General features: G+C 72.6%; 19 protein-coding genes. 5 read left to right on the forward strand and 14 right to left on the reverse strand.

Annotated elements, in window-relative coordinates; genetic code table 11:
* Positions 1-21: 21 nt before the first annotated feature.
* From AB0B76_RS18355 to AB0B76_RS18395, 9 genes are read right to left on the reverse strand one after another with little or no spacing between them, the layout of a single operon-like run.
* Positions 22-1,515, reverse strand: a complete 1,494-nt coding sequence (locus AB0B76_RS18355) for an AMP-binding protein (protein WP_360376145.1) — start codon at positions 1,513-1,515, stop codon at positions 22-24.
* Positions 1,512-2,450, reverse strand: coding sequence for an LLM class F420-dependent oxidoreductase (locus tag AB0B76_RS18360; protein WP_360376147.1), 939 nt, complete (start codon positions 2,448-2,450; stop codon positions 1,512-1,514). Before AB0B76_RS18360 ends, AB0B76_RS18355 begins: the two co-directional genes overlap by 4 nt.
* Positions 2,447-2,842 (reverse strand): nuclear transport factor 2 family protein, encoded by a 396-nt coding sequence (locus AB0B76_RS18365; RefSeq protein ID WP_360376150.1) that lies wholly within the window; start codon positions 2,840-2,842, stop codon positions 2,447-2,449. The genes AB0B76_RS18360 and AB0B76_RS18365 overlap by 4 nt, the downstream gene beginning before the upstream one ends.
* Positions 2,839-4,515 carry a class I adenylate-forming enzyme family protein gene (locus tag AB0B76_RS18370; protein WP_360376153.1) on the reverse strand — a complete coding sequence of 559 codons (1,677 nt, stop codon included), beginning with the start codon at positions 4,513-4,515 and terminating at the stop codon, positions 2,839-2,841. The genes AB0B76_RS18365 and AB0B76_RS18370 overlap by 4 nt, the downstream gene beginning before the upstream one ends.
* 34 nt (positions 4,516-4,549) lie before the next feature.
* Positions 4,550-5,857 carry an ABC transporter substrate-binding protein gene (locus AB0B76_RS18375; protein ID WP_360376156.1) on the reverse strand — a complete coding sequence of 436 codons (1,308 nt, stop codon included), beginning with the start codon at positions 5,855-5,857 and terminating at the stop codon, positions 4,550-4,552.
* A complete protein-coding gene (locus tag AB0B76_RS18380) occupies positions 5,793-6,902 on the reverse strand; it encodes a branched-chain amino acid ABC transporter permease (RefSeq protein WP_360376159.1) in 1,110 nt (369 codons plus the stop codon). Before AB0B76_RS18380 ends, AB0B76_RS18375 begins: the two co-directional genes overlap by 65 nt.
* Positions 6,902-7,798, reverse strand: a complete 897-nt coding sequence (locus tag AB0B76_RS18385) for a branched-chain amino acid ABC transporter permease (protein WP_360376161.1) — start codon at positions 7,796-7,798, stop codon at positions 6,902-6,904. Before AB0B76_RS18385 ends, AB0B76_RS18380 begins: the two co-directional genes overlap by 1 nt.
* A gap of 12 nt (positions 7,799-7,810) precedes the next feature.
* On the reverse strand, positions 7,811-8,512 hold the full coding sequence (locus AB0B76_RS18390; RefSeq protein WP_360376164.1) for an ABC transporter ATP-binding protein: 702 nt from the start codon (positions 8,510-8,512) through the stop codon (positions 7,811-7,813).
* Positions 8,509-9,231, reverse strand: coding sequence for an ABC transporter ATP-binding protein (locus AB0B76_RS18395; protein ID WP_360376166.1), 723 nt, complete (start codon positions 9,229-9,231; stop codon positions 8,509-8,511). Before AB0B76_RS18395 ends, AB0B76_RS18390 begins: the two co-directional genes overlap by 4 nt.
* 233 nt (positions 9,232-9,464) lie before the next feature.
* Here AB0B76_RS18395 and AB0B76_RS18400 point away from each other — a divergent pair, with 233 nt between their 5' ends.
* From AB0B76_RS18400 to AB0B76_RS18420, 5 genes are read left to right on the forward strand one after another with little or no spacing between them, the layout of a single operon-like run.
* The gene (locus AB0B76_RS18400; RefSeq protein WP_360376169.1) at positions 9,465-10,991 is read left to right on the forward strand and encodes an AMP-binding protein; all 1,527 of its coding nucleotides are present in this window, start codon (positions 9,465-9,467) and stop codon (positions 10,989-10,991) included.
* Complete coding sequence (locus tag AB0B76_RS18405; protein WP_360376171.1) at positions 10,992-11,492, forward strand: nuclear transport factor 2 family protein; 501 nt, start codon at positions 10,992-10,994, stop codon at positions 11,490-11,492.
* Positions 11,489-12,223, forward strand: coding sequence for an SDR family oxidoreductase (locus AB0B76_RS18410; protein ID WP_360376174.1), 735 nt, complete (start codon positions 11,489-11,491; stop codon positions 12,221-12,223). The genes AB0B76_RS18405 and AB0B76_RS18410 overlap by 4 nt, the downstream gene beginning before the upstream one ends.
* Entirely contained in the window at positions 12,224-13,243 is a 1,020-nt protein-coding gene (locus tag AB0B76_RS18415) for a hypothetical protein (RefSeq protein WP_360376176.1), read from the forward strand.
* Positions 13,240-14,769, forward strand: coding sequence for a long-chain-fatty-acid--CoA ligase (locus AB0B76_RS18420; RefSeq protein ID WP_360376179.1), 1,530 nt, complete (start codon positions 13,240-13,242; stop codon positions 14,767-14,769). The genes AB0B76_RS18415 and AB0B76_RS18420 overlap by 4 nt, the downstream gene beginning before the upstream one ends.
* A gap of 164 nt (positions 14,770-14,933) precedes the next feature.
* Here AB0B76_RS18420 and AB0B76_RS18425 read toward each other — a convergent pair whose 3' ends face one another.
* The 5 genes from AB0B76_RS18425 to AB0B76_RS18445 form a co-directional block, all read right to left on the reverse strand.
* The gene (locus tag AB0B76_RS18425; protein WP_360376181.1) at positions 14,934-15,599 is read right to left on the reverse strand and encodes a nitroreductase; all 666 of its coding nucleotides are present in this window, start codon (positions 15,597-15,599) and stop codon (positions 14,934-14,936) included.
* A gap of 182 nt (positions 15,600-15,781) precedes the next feature.
* Positions 15,782-16,477 (reverse strand): hypothetical protein, encoded by a 696-nt coding sequence (locus AB0B76_RS18430; protein ID WP_360376183.1) that lies wholly within the window; start codon positions 16,475-16,477, stop codon positions 15,782-15,784.
* A complete protein-coding gene (locus AB0B76_RS18435) occupies positions 16,470-17,834 on the reverse strand; it encodes an AMP-binding protein (protein ID WP_360376186.1) in 1,365 nt (454 codons plus the stop codon). Before AB0B76_RS18435 ends, AB0B76_RS18430 begins: the two co-directional genes overlap by 8 nt.
* On the reverse strand, positions 17,741-18,730 hold the full coding sequence (locus AB0B76_RS18440; RefSeq protein ID WP_360376189.1) for a winged helix-turn-helix transcriptional regulator: 990 nt from the start codon (positions 18,728-18,730) through the stop codon (positions 17,741-17,743). Before AB0B76_RS18440 ends, AB0B76_RS18435 begins: the two co-directional genes overlap by 94 nt.
* Positions 18,727-20,250: a carotenoid oxygenase family protein gene (locus tag AB0B76_RS18445; protein WP_360376191.1), complete on the reverse strand. Its 1,524-nt coding sequence runs from the start codon at positions 20,248-20,250 to the stop codon at positions 18,727-18,729. Before AB0B76_RS18445 ends, AB0B76_RS18440 begins: the two co-directional genes overlap by 4 nt.
* Positions 20,251-20,252 lie beyond the last annotated feature (2 nt).

The raw sequence follows: 20,252 nt of genomic DNA on the forward strand, positions 1-20,252 counted from the left end.
GCCCTCGGCGCGGGAGGCACATCAGCGCCGGGCGTAGAGCTCCCTCAGCCGGGGCTTCGGGACCTTCAGGGCGGCGTTGCGCGGCAGGGCGTCCAGGAACAGGACCGACGTCGGCTTCTTGTACGACGCCAGGTGCTGCCGGCACCAGGCGGTGACCGCGGCCTCGTCGAGGGTGTGGCCCGGCGCGCGGACGATCGCGGCGACCACCGTCTCGCCCCAGCGCTCGTCCGGCGCGCCGAAGACCGCGGCCTCGGCCACGCCCGGCATGCGGGACAGGGCCAGTTCGACCTCGGCCGGGTACACGTTCATGCCGCCCGTGACGATCATGTCCTTGAGGCGGTCGGTGATGTACACGTAGCCGGCCCGGTCGACCCGGCCGATGTCGCCGGTGTGCAGCCAGCCGTCGCGCAGGGCCTCCGACGTGGCCTCGGCGCGGCGGAAGTAGCCCGCGAAGAGCGTCTCGGACTGCACCAGCAGCTCGCCCTCCTCGCCCGGCGGCACGTCGGCGCCGTCGGGGCCGACGACACGGACGGCCGCGATGTGGGCCGGGCGGCCCGCCGAGGCGTAGATGTCGTCGGCCTCGCAGGCGGCGGTCCAGTCGGCGGGGACCGTGGTGGTCACCGGGGCGCCGGTCTCCGTCATGCCCCACGTCTCGACGAAGCGGTCGCCGATGACGGAGACGAGGTCGCGCATCACCTCCGGGCGCATCGCCGAGGCCGAGTGCAGCACGCCGGTCAGGGAGTCGAGCACCTCGGGGCGGCGGCGGACCTCCTCGGTGAAGGCGGGGGCGAGCGGCGACGGTACGTAGGTGAAGGTGGAGCGCTCGCGGATCATGCGGTCGACCCACTCGGCCGGGGGCAGGCCGGCCATGAACGAGAGCTCGCCGCCGAGGTACAGGTGCGGGAGCATGACGCCCCAGATCCCGGCCACGAACGAGAAGGAGCCGGTGAAGGCGCAGCGGCTGCCGGGCCGCAGGCCGTCGTGGACCGGCATGTGCCGGATGATCCGGCTCAGGTTCTCCTGGGTGATGACGACGCCCTTGGGGGCGCCCGTGGTGCCGCTGGTGTAGCCGATGATGGCCGGGGCCGACGGCGGGGCCGGGCGTGGGGCGATCGGGGCGGCGTCGAAGACCGGCTCCAGGACCACCGGCGCGGAGACCGACCGGCCGGACCCGGCCGCCGGGTCGAAGCGGCCGGTGGCCGGCGCCACGAAGGCGGCCACGCCGGCGTCGTCCACGATGGACTGTACCTCCGGCAGCGCGAGCCGGTCGTTCACGTGCACCGCCGTGTAGCCGCCCAGCAGGCACCCGAGGTAGCACTCCAGGGCCTCGGCGCGGTTGTCCATCATCAACGCGACCCGGTCGCCGGCGCGCACGCCGTGGGCGGTCAGCACGCCGGCGAACCGGGCCGCGTTGTCGAACAGGTCGCCGTACGTGCGCTCGGTGCCCCCGGCCCGCACCGCGACCCGCCCGGGGATGCGCCGCGCGACGCTGAGCAGCAGCATTCCCGGAGTCACAGCAGCTCCACGGCGGATGCCAGAGTCGCGGCGCCGAGAGGGTCGGCGTCGGTGGAGGACGGCACCAGCACGATGTCGTCGACGCCGTTGTCCACATAGGAGCGGACCCGCTCGGCCGCGGCCGAAGGGGAGCCCACGACACCGATCGCGTCGATCAGCTCCGACGGGATCGCGGCCAGCAGGTCGCGCGGGTGCGGGCCGGTGCGCGCGAACGCGACCACGTCGCCGAAGCCGGCGCGGATGAACATGTCGGAGTACCCGGGCGCGGCGAGGTAGCCCACGACGCCCCGGCGCAGCTGCTCGTACGCGGCCGTGAGATCGGTGCCGATCGCGGCCGGGGCCCAGACGGCGACGCGCGGGCGGGGACCCTCCGCGGCCGCCTCCAGCTGGGCCACGAGCTCGCCCGCGGTCGGCGGGTCGAGCAGGTTGAGCACCATGCGGTCCGCGTGCCGGGCCGCGGTGGCGACCGCGCGCGGGCCGAAGGCAGCGACGACGAGCTCGCCGGGCACCGGGGGCAGCCGCAGCCGGTACCCCCGCACCCGCTCTCCCGCCAGGAGCGCCCGCACGGCCTGCGCCGAGTCGTCGAGCGCCTGCGCCGAGCCGGCCCGGGAGCGGCCGTGCCACTGCTCGACGACGACGGGGCTGGAGGTGCCCAGCGCCACCGAGACCGCGCGCCCGGTCAGCGCCGCGACCGAGGCCGCGCCCATCGCGACCATCATCGGGTCGCGGACGGTGACCGCGAACGGGCCGAGCACGAGCCGGGTCGCGGCCGGCAGCAGCGGCCCGGCCGCGGCCGCGAGGGCGAAGGCGTCGTACGTGGCCATCTCGCCGATCCACACGGCGGGGAAGCCGTGCTCGCCGGCGAGGCGCGCGGTGTCCAGGGCCTCGGCCGCCGGGCGGTCCTGCCACAGGCCGAGCGAGATCTCGATCGTCATGAGTGGCTGAAGTCCGCCGGGAGGCCCATGCCGCGCATCATCGTGGCGCGGTCGTAGTACTCGAGCCACTCCGTGACGAGCCCGTCGGCGCCGATGCGCAGGATGCCGACGACCGGCAGCTCGACGTGGTGGCCGTTGATGTCGAAGTCGTCGACGCGTTCGATGAAGACGCGGCCGTCGATGACGCCCATCGCCTTCACCCGCAGCTCGATGCGCTCCAGGCCGGCGGTCAGCGAGCGGATGCGGGCCTCGATGGCGGGCCGGCCGACGATCGGTTCCTGCATCACGCTGTGCAGCACGCCGTCCGCGGCGAACAGGGCGACGACCCGGTCCCAGTCCATCCGGTTCCAGGCGTCGACCATGTCCCGCGCGACGTCCAACGGAGCACTCATGCGTTGATCTCCTCCCGGAGGGACCGTTTCAAGACCTTGCCGACGGGGTTGCGGGGCAGGGCCTGGCGCAGCTCCAGTCGTTCGGGCAGTTTGTACGAGGCGATGCGCTGGTCCTTCAGGAACTCCACCAGGCCGGCCAGGTCGAGCTCCCGGCCCTCGCGGGGCACGACGACGGCGCACACCCGCTCGCCGAGCACCTCGTCGGGGTAGCCCACGACGGCGACGTCGGCCACGGCCGGGTGTGCGGCGATGAGCCCCTCCAGCTCGGCCGGGGCGATGTTCATCCCGCCGCGGATGACGAGGTCCTTGGCCCGGTCGACGTACTCCAGGAACTGCCCGTCGTCCCCGGCGATGACGAACACGTCGCCGGTGCGCAGGTACCCCTGCTCGTCGAACGGGCTGGCGAGGCGCTCGCCGTGCAGGTACCCCGCGAAGACCGTGGGGCCCTTCAGCCGCAGCTCGCCGGGGACCCCGGGCTCGGTGACCTCGTCGCCGGTCGCCGGGTCGACGAGCCGGACGGTGGTCCACTCGGTGACGCGGGAGCTCCAGGTGTAGCCGGGCACGCCGTAGCGGGGGAAGTAGCGGGCGCGCTGCTCCGGGTCGGGCACGTCGTGCGGGTCGGTGAGCAGCGAGATGCCCTCGTTGGAGCCGAAGAAGTTGATGATGCCGATGCCGTGGCGCTCCTGCCAGCCGCGGACCATCGGCGGCGCCAGCGGTACCGAACCCGACCCGATCTGCTTGAGGCTGGAGATGTCCGCGGCGGCCAGCAGCTCGTCGCGCTGCAGGAGCAGGGTGAGCAGGGCCGGTGGGGCGACGGTGTAGGTGGCCCGCTCGGCGGTGATCTGGGCCAGGAACGTCGGCAGGTCGAACGGGTGGTGCTGCACCAGGATGCAGCCGACCCGCAGCCACGGCAGGAACATGCCGTTGATGCCGGCCATGTTCACCATCGGGAACGGGTTGAGCAGCACGTCGTCCTCGGTGAGGCGGGGCGCCTCGACGGTGGCCCAGCAGATCGCGAGCCAGTCGTAGTGGCTGCGCGGGACGCCCTTCGGGGTGCTCTCGGTGCCGGAGGTCCAGCAGATCGTGACGCAGTCGTTCGGGTCGGCCTCGTGGGCCTCCACTGTGGACCCGTCGGCCGCCGCCATCAGCGCGTCGGCCGGCAGCACGCCTTCGGGGAGCTCCGCGCCGTGGGCCAGCACCACGCCGGGGAGGTTGTAGCCCGCGAACTCGGCGGCGTGCGCCCGGTCGCCGATCCGGTCCGCCGTCAGGTAGAACTTCGCGTCGGCCAGCTCGGCCAGGGCGACGATCTCGTGCTCGCGGAACTGCACGGGGAACGGGGTGACGATGAGGCCGATCCGCCAGGCCGCCAGGTAGGCGACGACGAGCTCGACGGTGTTGGGGAGCTGGACCGCGAGGACATCGCCCGGCTCGGCGCCGAGGTCCAGCAGGACCCGGGCGAGCCGGTTGGTCGAAGCGTCCAGCTCGCCCCAGGTGAGGCGGCGCGGCTCGGTGCCGACGAGCGCGGTCTTGTTGGCCGGGTCGACGACCGCGAGCCGGTCGGGCTGCCGGGCGACCTGGGCCCGCAGCAGAGCGTCCATGGTGTCCTGCGACCACCAGCCGCGCGAGGTGTACTCCGCCACGCGCTCGGGTGGGTGCAGTTTACGTCCCGGCATGCCCGAACCCCCTTACTGATTCGTGGTGTTCCCGCTACTTCGTGATGTACTTGCCGGAGATGTCGATGACGTCGCCGAAGGGCTTGAACGCCACCGCCGTCGCGTCCCACTGGAACGGGCGGAACGCGAGGATGCCCAGCGGGGCCGTCGGGGCCATCTTCCACTTGATCCCGTCGATGAACATCGGCGGCTGGTACTCCTGCGTCCGCGCCGCCTCCATGATGCCCGCGTGGGACAGCTTGGACGGGGAGGACGCGGCCTTCTTGAACACGTCGATCATGAGGTCGCCGATGACCCAGCCGTTGACCGTGTAGCTGTTCGTCGGCGCCGCGTTGTTCTGGGCCTTGAGCTTCGCGAGGTAGTCGGTCATGCCGGGGTCGGACGCGTACAGGTCGCTGGCCGGGTTCTTCAGCCACACCGGCACGAGCTGCCCGTCGGCGGCGGCGCCGGCCGGCTTGTAGAGCGTGTTGCCGTCGACGCAGTTGGACGGCTGGATGAACGTCTCGGGCTTCCAGCCGCTGCGGCCGATCGCGGTCGACAGGGCCGGGCAGTCGGTGGTGACGCCGGCGTCGAAGAGCACCTGGGCGCCGCTGGCGCTCAGGGTCGTGGCGGCCGCCGCCGGGTCGGCCAGCGAGACCTCCTTGACCAGCTCGAGGTTGGTGCCCTGCAGCGCCTTCTTGAAGCCGTCGGCGAGGCCCTTGCCCGACTCGGTCTGGTTGGCCGCGATGGCCACCTTGGCGCCGTTGGGGTACTTCTTCTTGAGCAGCTCGACGTCGAACGCGGTCTCGACGTCGGCCGACGGCAGGTACTGCGTCGTCCAGGGGAAGCTCTTCACGTCGCGGAACGTCGGCACGCCGGACTGGGCGAACAGCAGCGGGACGCAGGCCGCGTTCTGGTCGTCGGCGACCGCGTCGAGCTGGCCGGAGCCGAACACGTCGAGCACGTCGACCTTGTCGCTCTGGATCAGCTGCCCGACGTTGGCCTTGGCCTTGGCCGGGTCGAACGCGTCGTCGCGGGTGACGACGTCGAGCTTGACGCCGTTGATGCCGCCGGCCGCGTTCTCCACCGCGAAGCGGTCCTTCATGCCCTGCAGCACCGCGCCGACGGCGCCGGCCAGCGGGCCGGACAGCGCCGCGGACCAGCCGACCTTGAGCGTGCCGCTGATCTCCTTGGTGGCCGCGGCGGGGTCGTCGCAGTCCTGCGTGGGGGCCTTCCAGGCGCCGGCGGCGGCCGAGGCCCCGCTCGCGGCGGGCTCCGGGTCGTCGCCGGAGTTGGCGTTACTGCACGCCGCGAGCAGTAAGGTCGCGGTCGCCGCGGCCACCAGGTAGTGGTGACGCCTCATGGGTGTTCTCCTCTGACGCGGGGGTTGGGGTGTGCACCTGGACCAGGCGTCCGCTCAGCCGGCTGAGCCCGCCGACGATTCCGTCGGGCATCAGGAAGATGATCAGGATCAGCACGACGCCGAAGAGGACGCCGGAGAGCTGGCCCTGGCTGACGTTCGCGGGGTTCAGGCTGGCGGTCAGGTAGGGGATGTAGACGACGGCGAAGGCCCCGACGAGCGGGCCGAGGCGGGTCGCGGCGCCGCCGATGACCAGACCGGTGATGAACTCGATGGACTTGAGCAGGGTGAAGGAGCCGTCCGGGGAGAGGGCGGCGAGGTACATCGCGAAGAGGCACCCGGCGAGGCCGGTGACGGCGCCGGAGAGCCCGAAGACCGTCGTCTTGACGGCGGCGACGCGCACGCCGGAGGCGGCGGCCGCGATCTCGTTGTCGCGGGTGGCGACCATGGCCAGGCCCGCGCGGCTGCGCACGAGCAGGTGCACGAGGACCAGGACCGCGCCGAGCGTGACGGCCGAGAGCCAGAACAGCCACTCGGCGCGTTCGCCGGCGCCGAACCCGCTCCACGGCGGCGGGTTGAGCAGGCGGCGGCGGATCACCAGGCCGCGCGCGCCCCCGGTGAGCGACTCGAAGCGGCGCACCAGCTCCGGGAAGGCGACGCCCACGGCCAGGGTGACCAGGGCCAGATACAGGCCGCGGATGCGCAGCGCGGGCAGGCCGATGACGAAGCCGATGACGAAGCACAGCAGCACCGCGGGGACGACTGTGGAGAGCGGATCGAGGTTGTACCTCATGACGAGGACGCCGGTCGTGTAGGCGCCCAGCCCGAAGAACGCGCTGTGCCCGATGGACAGCAGGCCGGTGTAGCCGGTGGCCAGGTTGAGCCCGCTGATCGCGATGGCGTAGATGAAGACGCTGGTGAGCTGGGAGACGCGGAACTGGGCGAGCCCGGAGGCCCACAGCAGCGCCAGGACGGCGAGCGCGGCGAGCGCCAGGAGGACGGCGCGGTGCGGCCAGGTGCCGCGGGTGAGGACGATCGGCGTACGCATCACACGCGCTCCGGCTGACGGGTGCCGAACAGGCCGTTGGGGCGCAGCACGAGCACGGCGACGATGATGGTCAGCGCCGCGGTCTGCGGCAGGGTGTCGCCGATGAACCCGACGTACCCCATGATCAGCTGCTGCAGGACGCCGAGGACGAGGCCGCCGACGACCGCGCCGACCGGGCTGTCGAGGCCGCCGAACAGCGCCGCGGCCGAGGCGTAGATGAGGATCGGGAACATCGTCTGCAGCCCCAGCTGCTGCGGCGAGAGCGGCGTGACGAGCACGCCGGCAACGGCGCCGATCGCGCCCGAGACGCCCCAGCCGAACATGAGCACGCGTCCGGTGCGCACGCCGCTGAGCGCGGCGGACTCGGGCGCGTTGGCCACCGCGCGCATGTGCAGGCCGAGCGTGGTCCGGTTGAACAGCAGGAACATCAGGCCCACGACGACGAGGACGACGAGCCAGACGCCGAGGCCGTCGAAGTACAGCCGGGCGCCGCCGATGCTCAGGTAGTCGTCGAGGCCGTTGGGGAAGATGCTCGGCATCACCTTGGTCTCGGAGTTCCAGATGAGCCCGGCCAGGGCGTTGAGCGCGGTGAACAACCCCAGGCACACGATGAGCACGGCCATGTCGTTGCGCCGGCGCACCGGCCGGATCAGCGTGCGCTCGATGCCGGCGCCGAGCACGAGCCCGGTGACGGTGGCCACGACGAGCCCGGCCCAGATCGGCGCGCCCAGGGTGGTGAGCCACCAGGCGATGTAGGTGGTGAAGAGGGCGAGCTCGCCCTGGGCGAAGTTGATGGTCCCCGAGCCCCGGAAGACGATCACCAGGGCGAGGGCCATGATGGCGTACACGCACCCGTTCGTGATGCCGTCGAAGAGCCGGTCGAGCAGGAGCGACACGGTGTTCCTCCCCTAGTAGCCCAGGTAGGCGCGGCGGACCGCGTCGTTGTCGCGGAACTCGGCGGCGGGGCCGTGCCCGGCGACGCGGCCGACCTCCAGCAGGTAGGCGCGGCCCGCGAGGTCGAGCGCGAGCTCGGCGTTCTGCTCGACGAGCAGCAGCGCGGTGCCGTCCTCGCGGTTGATGTCCCGCAGCACGGCGAACAGCTCGGCCACGATCTTCGGGGCGAGCCCCAGGCTGATCTCGTCGCACAGCAGCAGTTGCGGGCGGCTCATGAGGGCGCGGGCGACGGCGAGCATCTGCTGCTCGCCGCCGGACAGCGTGCCCGCGATCTGCTTGGCGCGGGCCTTCAGGACGGGGAAGACGCCGTACCAGCGCTCGACGTCGATCTTCTCCCGGCCGCGCACGGCCGCCCCGACGCGCAGGTTCTCCTCGACGGTGAGCGCGGTGAAGGTTCCGCGGCCCTGCGGCACGAGGCTGATTCCCTGGCGGACCACCGCCTCGGCCCGGCCGCCCAGCGGCCGCCCGGCGAACGCGATCGTGCCGCGGCTGGGCAGCAGGCCCGCGATGGCCCGCATGAGCGTCGTCTTGCCGGCCCCGTTGGCGCCGAGCACGACGACGACCTCGCCGGCCCCGACCGTGAGGTCGATGCCGTGCAGCACCTGGGCCTGGCCGTAACCGGCCACGAGCCGCTCGACTTCCAGCAGATCGCTCATGTCCGCCCCAGGTAGGCCGCCGCCACGGTCTCGTCGCGCTGCACCGCTTCCGGCGCACCGTCGGCGATCTTGCGGCCGGAGTCCATCGCGACGACGTGGTCGCAGATGCCCATCACGAGGCCCATGTGGTGCTCCACGAGGAGGGCCGAGAGTTCGTACCGGTCGCGAATCCGCCGGATCAGCTCGCCCAGGTCGCGGACCTCGGCGTGGGTCAGGCCGCCGGCCGGCTCGTCCAGCAGCAGCAGCCGGGGGCGCGCGGCGAGGGCCCGGGCCAGCTCGACGCGCTTGAGGGTGCCGAACGGCAGGCCCTGCGCCGGGTGGTGGGCCACGTCGGTGAGGCCGAGCGCGGCCAGGATGTCGTAGGCCTCGGCCCGCAGCGCCCGGTGCCGCCCGCGCCGCACGTGGGCGCCGGCGACCGTGTTCTCCAGGACGCTCAGCGAGCCGAAGAGCGCGAGGTTCTGGAACGTCCGCGCGATGCCGTGCCGCACGATGCGGTGCCGCGGCACGGCCAGCAGGTCGCGCTCGCCGAACCGGATCGTGCCCCCGTCCGGCTGGTAGATGCGGGTGATGCAGTTGAACAGCGTGGTCTTACCGGCGCCGTTCGGCCCGATCAGCCCGCAGATCTCACCGGGCGCGACGGTCAGGCTGATCCCGTCGAGCGCGGTGACCCCGCCGAAGTGAATCCGGACGTCGCGCACGTCCAACGCAGCAGCCGACACCAGCGTCACCTCCGGCTTACTTCAATTGACAGTGCTACTCGTCTTACTACAACAGTCGGAGTGACTCGTCAATGGGGCGTCATGAGCACTCGAAGTACTCGCAGCTCACGATGCTCAGCGTCGGGACCGGGAACCATCGCGAAACGGTGCAGAAATATTTCGCCCACCGGCCCCCTGTGCAAGTCACTCTTCTAGTTGTAGCGTGTGGACACCGTTTGGTTTGGAGGTCAACGATGTTCTCCATCGCCGAGGTGGTCCGCGACGCCGCGCGCCGGCACCCCGACGCCCCCGCGGTCGCCGGCCAGGGCCGGCCCGCGACCTTCGCCGAGATCGACCGGCGCTCCAGCCGGGTCGCCGCCGGCCTGCTCGCCCTCGGCGTGCGCCGCGGGGACCGGGTCGCCTACGCCGGCCTGAACCGCACGGACGTGCTGGACATCGTCTCCGGGGCGGCCAAGCTGGGTGCGGTACCCGTCCCGCTGAACTTCCGCCTCGCCGGCCCCGAGCTCGCCGCGGTGCTCGCCGACTCGGGCGCGACGGTGCTCTTCGCCGAGCCGGCCCAGGCCGAGCTCGTCCGGGGGTCCTTCGAGGGCGTGACGCTGACGCTGGACGGCGACTACGAAGCGTGGCTGGACGCGCAGCCGGAACAGGACCCCGGGGTCGTCACCGACCCGGACGACCTCGCCGTGCTGCTGTACTCCTCCGGCACCACCGGCCTGCCCAAGGGCGTCATGATCCGCAACCGCAACCTGCACTCGATGCTCGACGTGGCCCGCCGCCGCTGGCAGCTCGACCCGGGCGACGCCTCGCTGAACGTCTCGCCGTACTTCCACGTCCTCGGCTTCGCGTGGGCCGTGCACAGCCTGCGCCAGGGCGCGACCCTCGCCCAGGTGCGCGACGCCGCCCCGCAGGCGCTGCTCGGCCTGATCGCCGGCGAGCGGGTGCGGGTAACCGTGCTCGTGCCGGTGCTCATCGACGTGGTCCTGCGCAGCCCCGGGCTCGACGAGGCCGACCTGAGCAGCCTGCGCCTGATCCTGTACGGCTCCGCCCCCATCTCCGCCCAGGTGCTCGTCGAGGCGACCAAGCGCCTCGGCGCCGCCATGGAGCAGTCCTACGGCCTGACCGAGATCTCCGGCGGGGCCACCTTCCTCAGCCCCGAGGACCACGACCGGGCCCGCGACGAGCCGGGGCTGCTGCGCTCCTGCGGGCGGCCGGACCCGAGCAGCGAGCTGCGCGTGGTCGACCCGGTGACGCTTGAGGAGCTGCCTACGGGGTCCCCGGGCGAGGTGCTCATCCGCTCGGCCCAGGTGATGGCCGGCTACTGGCAGCGGCCCGAGGAGACGGCGTACACGCTGCCCGGCGACGGCTGGATGCGCACCGGGGACGTGGGGCGGCTCGACTCGGAGGGGTACCTCTACCTCGTCGACCGGGCCAAGGACATGATCGTGTCCGGGGGCGAGAACGTCTACCCGGCCGAGGTCGAGCGCGCGCTGCAGGGCCACGACGAGGTCGCCGAGGTCGCCGTCGTCGGCGCACCCTCGGCGCGGTGGGGCGAGTCCCCGGTCGCCGTGGTGGTCCGCGAGCCCGGCAGCGAGCTGACCGAGGAGGCGCTCATCGCCTGGGTCCGCGAGCGGCTCGCACATTACAAGTGCCCGGTCGCGGTGCGCTTCGAGGACGCACTGCCGCGCAACGCCTCCGGCAAGGTGCTGCGGCGCGTCCTGCGCGAGCCACTGTGGGCGGGCCACGAGCGAAGGGTCGGCTGAGTGTCGCTGCAGAACTTGCTGGACAAGCAGGAGATCACCGAGATACTGACGCGGTACATGCGCGCCGTCGACCGCGGCGACCTCGACGCCCTGCGCGCCTGCTACCTCCCGGGCGCGGTCGAGGAGCACGGCGGGGTGTACAGCGGCCCGGCCGACGCCTACGTCGACAGCATCGCCCGCACCCTGACCCACCCGAAGGCGATCACCACGCACGTGCTGTCCAACGTGCTCATCGAGCTCGACGGCGACCGCGCCGACGTCGAGTGTTACGTGACCGCGTTCGCCCGCGTGAAGCCCGGCGACACGCTGACCGTGGCCCGGATGCTCGACGTCTTCGAGCGCGTGGACGGCCGCTGGGGCATCCGGCACCGGCGGCTGCGGTGGGAGTGGAACCACGACATGGAGCGCACGGAAGGCTGGATCTTCGGCATGCTCGTCCCCGACCCCTCGGTGCTGCAGCGCGGCGCCAAGTTCCCGGCCGACCCGGTGTACGGCTCATGAGCGGCGTCGTCGCCCTCGTGACCGGGGCCAACCGCGGCATCGGCCAGGCGTTCGTCGAGGAGCTGATCGAGCAGGGCGCCCGCGTCTACGCCGGCAGCCGCGACCCGGCCGCCGTGCGGACCCCCGGTGCGATCCCGGTCGGGCTCGACATCACGGACCCGGCGCAGGTGGCCGCGGCCGCCGCCGGGTGCGCCGACGTGAACCTGCTCGTCAACAACGCCGGGCTGTTCACCAGGCAGCGGCTCGTGATGGCCGATGACCCCGAGGCGGCCCGCGCCGAGATGGAGGTCAACTACTTCGGCACCCTCGCCATGACGCGGGCCTTCGCCCCCGTGCTCGCGGCCAACGGCGGCGGCCAGATCATCAACGTGCTGTCCGTGGCCGCGATCGTGCCCACGGCGTTCATGGGCGGGTACTCCCCCGCCAAGGCCGCCACCCTGTTCCTCTCCGGCATCACCCGCGCCGAGCTGGAGCCGCAGGGCACGAAGGTCACCGCGCTCATCGTCGGCTCGGTCGACACCCGCATGGCCGACCACGTCGACGGGCGCAAGGAGGACCCGCGGGACATCGCCAGGGCCGGGCTCAAGGCGGCGGCCAAGGGCGAGCTGACCTTCGACACCGACTGGATGGCCGTCGACGCGCGGGCCCGCCTCGCCCGCGACCCCGTCCGCTACGAGCGCGGGCTGGGACGGCTCGTGCACAAGGCGGCGCTGCGGACGGGCCGCGAGTAGATGGGTACCCGCGTCATCCAGTGGGCCACCGGCGCCATCGGCAAGACGACGCTGCGGGCCGTGCTCGACTCCCCCGAGCTCGAGCTCGCCGGCCTGTACGTCTACGGCGAGCGCAAGGCCGGCCGCGACGCCGGCGACATCGCCCGCCGCCCGGCCACCGGCGTCACCGCGACCCGCGACATCGAGCAGATCCTGGCCCTCGACGCCGATGTCGTCATCCACGCGCCGCGGCTGCGCCTCGACTACGGCGAGCACGACGAGGACATCTGCCGGCTGCTGCGCTCCGGCAAGAACGTCATCACCACCGCCGGGCACCACTACCCGGCCCCCGAGCGCGCGGCGCGGTTCGAGCGGGCCTGCGCCGAGGGCGGCAGCACCCTCTTCGGCGTCGGGATCAGCCCCGGCGTCATCGGCGAACGGCTCACGCTCGCCCTGACCGGGGTCGCGGTCCGCCTGGACCGGGTCGAGATCGACGAGGTCCTCGACGCCCGCGCCATGCCCGACCCCGACTTCGTCTTCAACGTCATGGGCATGGGTTCGTCGTCGCCGGAGCCCGGCGCGCTTTCCGAGCTGTACGGCGAGCTGTACACCGAGACGCTGCGGTTCATGGGCGACGCGATGGGTGTGGTCTACGACCGGATCGAGCCCGACCACCACTACGAGCTGGCCGCCGCCGACCTGGAGGTCGCGGCCGGCACCATCCGCAAGGGCACCGTCGTGGCGACCGAGTGGCGCTGGCACGCCATCGTGGCCGGGCAGCGGTTCATCACCCTGTCGATCATCTGGACGATGGACCCGGCGCTTCCCCGCTACGCCGGGCGCGACCACTGGACGATCCACGTGTTCGGCAAGCCCGAGGTGGTCATGTCGCTCAACCTGGTCGAGCCCCAGGAGCCCGGCGTGCGAACGACCGCGGCCCAGTACGTGACGGCCGGCCCGGTCATCAACGCGATCCCGCTCGTGGTCGCGGCCCCGCCCGGCATCCTGTCCTTCGACGTCTTCGGCGCGTGGTCCGCATGAGGCCGTTCTTCGCGGTCCACGCCGACGGCGGCCGGGTCACGAGCGTCGCCGACATCATCCGCCGCCGCGCGGCCGCCACCCCCGCGCTGACGGCCGTCATCGAGGCCGGCCGCACCACCACGTTCGGCGCGCTGGACGAGCGCTCGAACCGGGTCGCCCAGGCGCTCATCGCGGCCGGCGTCGCGCCCGGGGACCGGGTGGCCTACATCGGCGCCAACGCACCGGAGTTCCTCGAGGTCCTCTACGGCGCGACCAAGGCCGGCGCGATCGCCACCGCCGTCAACAACCGCCTGGCGCGGCCGGAGATCGCGGCCATCCTCTCCGACGCCGCCCCCGCGGCCCTCGTCGTCGACGATCCTTCGCTGGTACCGCCGGGAGCGCGCGCCGTGTGCACCGGTGACGAGTACGAGGCCTGGCTGTCCACGGTGGACCCGGTCGACCCGCTCGTGCCCGCCGGGCCGGACGACACCGCGGTCATCTTCTACACCTCGGGCACGACGGGCCGGCCGAAGGGCATCATGCTCAGCGGCGACAACCTCGGCCAGGCGCTCGCGACCATGCACTACGACATGGAGCTCACGACCACGTCGGTGGCGATGGCGCCCATCCCGTACTTCCACATCTCCGGCCTCGGCCTGGCCCTCGTGGCCAACCTCAACGGCGCCGCGCTGCTGCTGGAGACCGCGGCCGGCCCCGACGCGCTCATCGCCCTGCTCGCGCGGCGGCGGGTCTCGCATGCGGCCGTGGTCCCGACCATCCTGCAGACGCTGCTGCAGCTGCCCCGCACGCGCGAGACCGACTGGTCGGCGCTGCGCTACCTGGTGTACGGCGCGATGCCGATCCCGCTGCCGGTGATCCGCGCCGCGACGGAGGTCTTCGGCTGCAAGTTCCTGCAGTCGTACGGCCTGACGGAGTCGACGGGCGGCGTCACGGTCCTCTGGCCCGAGGACCACCTGCCGGACGAGCCGCGCAAGGAGCGCCGCCTGCGCTCGGTGGGCCGCCCCATGCCCGGCGTCTCCCTGCGGGTCGTCGACCCGGTGACGCTGTCGGACCTGCCCCCGGGCGAACGCGGCGAGGTCCTGATCGGCGGCGGCCACGTGATGCGCGGCTACTGGCGCAACCCCGGGGCGACGTCCACCACGATCGTCGACGGCTGGGTCCGCACCGGCGACGGCGGCTCCTTCGACGAGGACGGCTACCTGTACCTGCACGACCGCATCAAGGACATGATCGTCTCCGGCGGCGAGAACGTGTACCCGGCCGAGGTCGAGAGCGTGCTGACCGGCCACCCGGACCTGGCCGAGGTCGCGGTGGTGGGCGTGCCGTCGGCGCGGTGGGGCGAGTCCCCGGTGGCCGTGGTGGTACCGCGCGCGGGCCACGCCCCGGACGAGGCCGAGGTGATCGCGTGGTGCCGCGAGCGGCTGGCCCACTTCAAGTGCCCGGTCGCGGTACACGTGGTGGAGACCCTGCCCCGCAACGCTTCCGGCAAGCTCCTCAAGCACGCCCTGCGCAGTAGTTTTTCCTAGCTCGCTGCGCTCGCGGTGGGAGAGCTCCGCTCCACCCACACCCCCTCGAAATCTCCGCCGTCGCCGACGAGCTCCGAACAGGCGCTGCCGATTTCGGCTCGACGACGCGACTTCGGCGCGCTGATCCAGCCTGCGCGCCGAGAGCGTCCTGGGCGCGCTGACTGTCACATCCCGACGAAGGTCACGGTCTCGGTGAGAACCGCCCGCCCGGTACGCAGCGGTGGCACACCCGGCCGCTCGTACCCCACCGAGACCCCGCAGAACAGCACGAGCCCGTCGTCGGCCCCGACGATCCGGCCGACGGTCCTGCGATACATCGTCCACATCACCTGTGGGCAGCTGTGCAGCCCCTCGGCCCGCAGCAGCAGCATGACCGTCTGCAGGTACATGCCCGCGTCGGCCCACTGCCCGGGCCCCATCGTCCGGTCGAGGTAGCAGAACAGGACGACCGGCGCCCCGAACGCCGCCGAGTTCAAGGCGGAGATCTTCACGGGCCGGGCGGGGTCGTCGCGCTCGATGCCCAGCGCCGCGTACCGCTGGGCGGCCGCGGCGGAGAACCGGTCCAGGTACGGCGGGACCAGGTCGGCCGGGTACATCGGGTACTCCCGCTCGTCGCCGGGGTCGCCCGCCAGCGCCCTGGCCGTCGCGCGCCGCTTCAGGTCCGCCAGGGGCTCGCCGGTCACGACGTACACCTGCCACGGCTGGAGGTTCCCGCTCGACGGGGCCCGCGCCGCCGCCGTCAGCACCCGTTCCAGGACCGGCTTCGGTACCGGCTCGGCGCTGAACGCCCGCACGGCGCGCCGGCTGTCCACAGCGTCATACACGTCCACCAACCCAGCCTATGACGAGGCCGAGGGACGCTCAGCGGATGCTCAGCGCCATGCGTTCAGCCTCGTCCCGGACGCGTCGGACGAGGCCGCGGGACTGTTCGATGCTCGAGCGCGCCGGCGTAGATTTTGAGGGGGTGTGGGTGGAGCTTGCTCCCACACCGCGAGCGCAGCGAGCCAGGGACTCAGCGGTACCGGCAGTGCACGCCCAGGAGGCTCTCGTCGCGCAGGGCCGGGCCGCGTTCGGAGCGCAGCAGGGTCAGCGTCCACCGGGGCAGCTCGGCCGCCGGGCGGAAGCGCACCGTGCGGCCGCCCAGGTCGATGGTGTCCGCCGCGGCCGGCTCGTAGCCCAGGATCTCGGCCCACTGCTTGACCGTCGCCTCCGGGTCCTGGGCCGGTACGTCCACCGCCACCACGTCGTCGATCAGTGCGTGCGGCGACGGGTCCACGCCCATGCCGTCCCAGAACCAGGCGTCGCGGTCCGCGATGCCGTCCAGCTCGAGCAGGAGGCCGGCGTCGGCCGGGTGGAACTGCACGATCGGGTGGCCCATGACGAGCTGGTCGGCGACCACGCGCACGCCGAGGGCCAGGGCGCGGTCGCGGGCGGCCAGGGGGTCGCTGTGCTGGACCGAGAGCGCGTAGCCGCCCGGGCCGCGCTTGGCCAGCCAGCGGGCGATCGACACGTCGGGCGTGAGCGGGGCGACGAGCTCCAGGTAGGAGCCGCCGGCCAGGGCCATCGTGTCGTCGGCCATGCCGATCGCGGCCAGTTCGGGGTCGGCGAAGCCGGGGCCGAGGCCGTAGTGCTCGCGCAGCAGGCGGCCATCGGCGGCGATGTCGGAGGTGGCCAGGACGACCTGGCGCAGTAGGGCCCAGTCACTCATGAGCGTATTCCTTGCGTAGCAGGCGTTTCAGGATCTTGCCGGAGGCGTTGCGGGGCAGGGTTTCCACGACGTGTACCGCCACCGGGCATTTGTAGTGGGCCAGGCGCTCGCGGGACCACGGGATGAGGTCGTCGACGGCGCCGATCGTGACGACCACGGCGATCGGGGACTCGCCCCAGCGTGCGGACGGCACGCCCACGACCGCGACGTCGAGCACGTGCGGGTGGGCGGCCAGGACGCGCTCGACCTCGGCCGGGTACACGTTCTCGCCGCCGGAGACGATCATGTCCTTGATGCGGTCGTGCAGGTACAGGTAGCCGTCCTCGTCGAAGGAGCCGCCGTCGCCGGTGCGCAGCCAGCCGTCCACGATGGACTCGCCCCGCCAGTAGCCCCGCGTGACCGACGGGCCGCGGACGAGGATCTCGCCGTCGGCGACCCGGACCTCCAGCCCCGGCAGCGGGCGGCCGACCGAGGTCAGGCGGCCGTCGGGGCGGTGCTCCTCCGGGGCGAGGACGGTGGCGACGCCGGTGGTCTCCGTCAGGCCGTACGACTGGTGGAACCGCGCGCCGAGGACCTCCGTGGCCCGTCCCACCAGGGCGGGGGTGATCGGGGCGCCGCCGTAGACGATGTGGCGCAGGGCCGAGAAGTCGGCCGGGGCGTCGGTCAGGGCCTGGATGAGCGTCGGGACCATCGCCGCGTGCGTGGCCCGGAAGTCGACCAGCTGGCGGGACATGCTCGCCGGGGTCGGCTCCGCGTTCTGCACGATGGTGCCGCCCGCGGCGAGGGTGATGAGGGACCAGCCGGTGCCGGCGATGTGGTGGTACGGCGTCGGGACCAGGCTGACCGCGTGCTCGTCGACCTCGAACAGCGCGCCGAACGCGCCGACCGTCCAGGCCAGCTGCTCGTCGTCGATGAGCACGCCCTTGGGGCGGCCGGTCGTGCCGGACGAGTACATGATCATGACGGGCGCGTCGTCGAACACCTCGCCGATGCCGGCGTCGCGGGCGATCCAGGCGGCCTCGTCGGCGGTGAGGCGGAAGTTGATCGGCACGAGGGTGGCGCCGGCCCGCAGGCAGGCGATGAAGAGCTCCCAGAAGTCCGTGCGGTTCCGGTCGCGGTACGCGACGCGCTGGCCCGCCCGCAAGCCCGAGGCGATTTGCCCGGATTTATGCCATAAATCCGCATACGTCGCCGTACGATCGTCGCCGACGATTGCTACTTTATCCGAAATGTTCCGCTCGATGAGCGACAGGACGGCGGCACTCACGGCGTGCGTTCGATTGTGACGTCGCTGCCCCCGCGCAGGGGCTCGCGGCACTGGTCGCACGCCAGCCGGGGGGTGAAGATGCGCCGGCACTCGGTGTGCCGGTAGACCAGAGCCCGCCCCTCGGGCGCCTTGAACCAGCGGTGCCCCCAGTCCAGCGTGCACATGACGACCGGGAAGAAGGCGCGGCCCTTGGCGCTGAGGCGGTAGCTGAGCCAGTCGGCGCGCTCGGTGCCGGGTGCCGGGTCGAGCACGCCGAGCTCGCAGAAGGTGCGCAGCCGGTCGGCGACCATGGTCGGCGGGGCGCCGAGGCGCTGCTCGAAGTCCTTGAACCGGTGCGCGCCGAGGAAGGCGGCCCCGAGCAGGGCCGAGGACCAGCGGTTGCCGATGAGCGCCATGGTCTGCGGGAACAGGCCGGGGCTGGCGCCCGCGCCGGCGAAGGAGCGGCGGCGGGTCGTGGCCGCGGGGACGCTGCGCTCCCAGGTGCCGCTGGGGCCGAAGCCGCCGGTGACGTCGCGGGGCTCGACCGCCTTGCCACAGGTGGCGCACATGAGCAGCGGCTGGAACGGCTGCCCGCAGCGGCTGTGCCGCATGAGCGGCAGGTGCTCCTCGTGCTGGGGCACCCAGCGGGCCTCCCACGCCCAGATGGCCAGCAGGATCGGCCAGGTGTCGCGGCCGCGCTTGGTGAGCCGGTACTCGAACCGCGGCGGCCGGTCCTGGTAGGCGACCTTCTCCATGATCCCGACCTCGGCCAGCCGGGAGAGCCGGTTGGTCAGCACCGAGTTGGAGATCGGGAGCCGCTCCAGGTAGTCGCTGTACCGCCGCACGCCCGCGGTCGCGTAGCGCAGGATGAGCAGCGTCCACTCGTCGCCGATGATCCCGAGCGCGTGCGCGACCGCGTTCTGCCCGCCCGGCTCGAGCTGGGTGGGCGCGTCCCCCGGGTGCACCACGGCCACAGCGGGGGCGTCACCGGGCGGTTCGGCTGTCACGCAGGGCCCATCCGCAGCGCCGCGGCCATCGTGCCGGCGGTGCCCCAGCCGGGGATCGAGGAGCCGGCGGCCCAGGTGGCGTGCGTACCGCTGGAGACGCGCTCGGGCAGCGCGACGCGCGCGACCGGGCCGTCGGCGACCCGCTGCGCGTCGAAGACCAGGCACTCGGAGGCGTCGCGGTTCATGTCGGTGACGATCGTAATCAGGTAGCCGTCGTCCTCGGCGGCGGAGCCCACCCGGGGCGCCATCGCGGTCTCGCTGCCGAAGACCCCCTCGCCGAAAGCGTACCGCTCGTCGTGGCCGGTGAGCAGGTCGTGCTTGACGACGCCGTCGAAGAGAAACCAGCCCTCGACGCCGGTGGCGGCGTACGCGTACCGGTTGGGCCGCCCCCCGTGCCGCCCGTTGATCATGCCGAACTCGGTGACGGTGTCGCGCAGCCGCTCCTCCCGCACCTGCCCGGTGACCAGGTTGAGCCGCCACCGGTGCAGGTGCGACTGCATCCGGTCGAGCGCCAGGAAGCGGAACATGCGCTGGTAGTAGGAGCCGTCGCCGCGGTCCTGGGGCTCGGGGTCGTCCTGGAAGAAGCCGTCGAGGACGATCTCGTCGCCCTCCTCGTAGGCGTTTACCCAGTGCAGGACGTAGGTCGGGTCCGCCTCGAACCAGCGGACCTGCTCCGAGGTACCGCGGCGGGGAACGACCCCGATCCGCAGGGGCATTTCGGGGTGGAAGCGGGCGGCGTGGACGCCCTGCTCCAGCAGCGCCGGCTCCCAGAACAGCGGGCAGTCGTTGAGGATCGCGTAGTGCTCGGTGTAGGCCATGTCGTGCGGCAGGCGGGGGCCCGGCAGCGGCACGTCGATGTAGTGCACCAGGTGGTTGTCCGCGTCCACCACGCCGTAGTGCAGGTAGGGCGCCTGCTTGCCGTAGTTGAAGAACAGCAGCTCGCCGGTGTGCTCGTCGCTCTTCGGGTGGGCCGAGACGCCCCACTGCGACGGGAACCGCCCGCCCCACGTGGACTTGCCGAGCGTGTCGAGGGTGAGCGGGTCGAGGCGGTACAGGTCGCCGCACTGGTAGAAGCTGGACAGGGCCACCCCGGCGTGCACGACGATGTCGGTGCTGGAGGAGTCCTTGAGCCCGCCGCGGGCGCCCCAGCCGTCGCGGCGGCTGCGGTCCGGGGGCTCGGCGAGGCCGGCCCAGAGCGGCTCCTTGGTCTCCTGCTCGGCGAGGAACCCGTCGGTGCGCACGAAGCGGTTGCGGTAGAACGCCTTGCCGTCGCGGAAGCCGACCACGTGGATCATGCCGTCGCCGTCGAACGGGTGGTACTTGCCGGCGATGGCGGGGTGCACGGGGTTCTCGGTGTTGCGCAGGTACACGCCGTCGAGGTCAGCCGGGATCTCCCCGGTCACCGTGAGGTCGTCGGCGCGCCACTCGCTGGTCTGCGGCCGCCACGGCCCGGTGCGGTACGGGTGGTCGTCGTCCTCCGGGAGCGTGGCCAGGGCGTGGCCGACGAGCTCGACGTCCATAA

It is taken from the genome of Dactylosporangium sp. NPDC049140, from assembly GCF_040648435.1.

Bases quoted from the DNA above. Each gene is read 5' to 3' on its own strand.
- AB0B76_RS18445 (WP_360376191.1), bottom strand. From the start codon at position 20,250: ATGGACGTCGAGCTCGTCGGCCACGCCCTGGCCACGCTCCCGGAGGAC.
- AB0B76_RS18360 (WP_360376147.1), bottom strand. From the start codon at position 2,450: ATGACGATCGAGATCTCGCTCGGCCTGTGGCAGGACCGCCCGGCGGCC.
- AB0B76_RS18370 (WP_360376153.1), bottom strand. From the start codon at position 4,515: ATGCCGGGACGTAAACTGCACCCACCCGAGCGCGTGGCGGAGTACACC.
- AB0B76_RS18380 (WP_360376159.1), bottom strand. From the start codon at position 6,902: ATGCGTACGCCGATCGTCCTCACCCGCGGCACCTGGCCGCACCGCGCC.
- AB0B76_RS18415 (WP_360376176.1), top strand. From the start codon at position 12,224: ATGGGTACCCGCGTCATCCAGTGGGCCACCGGCGCCATCGGCAAGACG.
- AB0B76_RS18420 (WP_360376179.1), top strand. From the start codon at position 13,240: ATGAGGCCGTTCTTCGCGGTCCACGCCGACGGCGGCCGGGTCACGAGC.
- AB0B76_RS18400 (WP_360376169.1), top strand. From the start codon at position 9,465: ATGTTCTCCATCGCCGAGGTGGTCCGCGACGCCGCGCGCCGGCACCCC.
- AB0B76_RS18390 (WP_360376164.1), bottom strand. From the start codon at position 8,512: ATGAGCGATCTGCTGGAAGTCGAGCGGCTCGTGGCCGGTTACGGCCAG.
- AB0B76_RS18410 (WP_360376174.1), top strand. From the start codon at position 11,489: ATGAGCGGCGTCGTCGCCCTCGTGACCGGGGCCAACCGCGGCATCGGC.
- AB0B76_RS18365 (WP_360376150.1), bottom strand. From the start codon at position 2,842: ATGAGTGCTCCGTTGGACGTCGCGCGGGACATGGTCGACGCCTGGAAC.
- AB0B76_RS18430 (WP_360376183.1), bottom strand. From the start codon at position 16,477: ATGAGTGACTGGGCCCTACTGCGCCAGGTCGTCCTGGCCACCTCCGAC.
- AB0B76_RS18375 (WP_360376156.1), bottom strand. From the start codon at position 5,857: ATGAGGCGTCACCACTACCTGGTGGCCGCGGCGACCGCGACCTTACTG.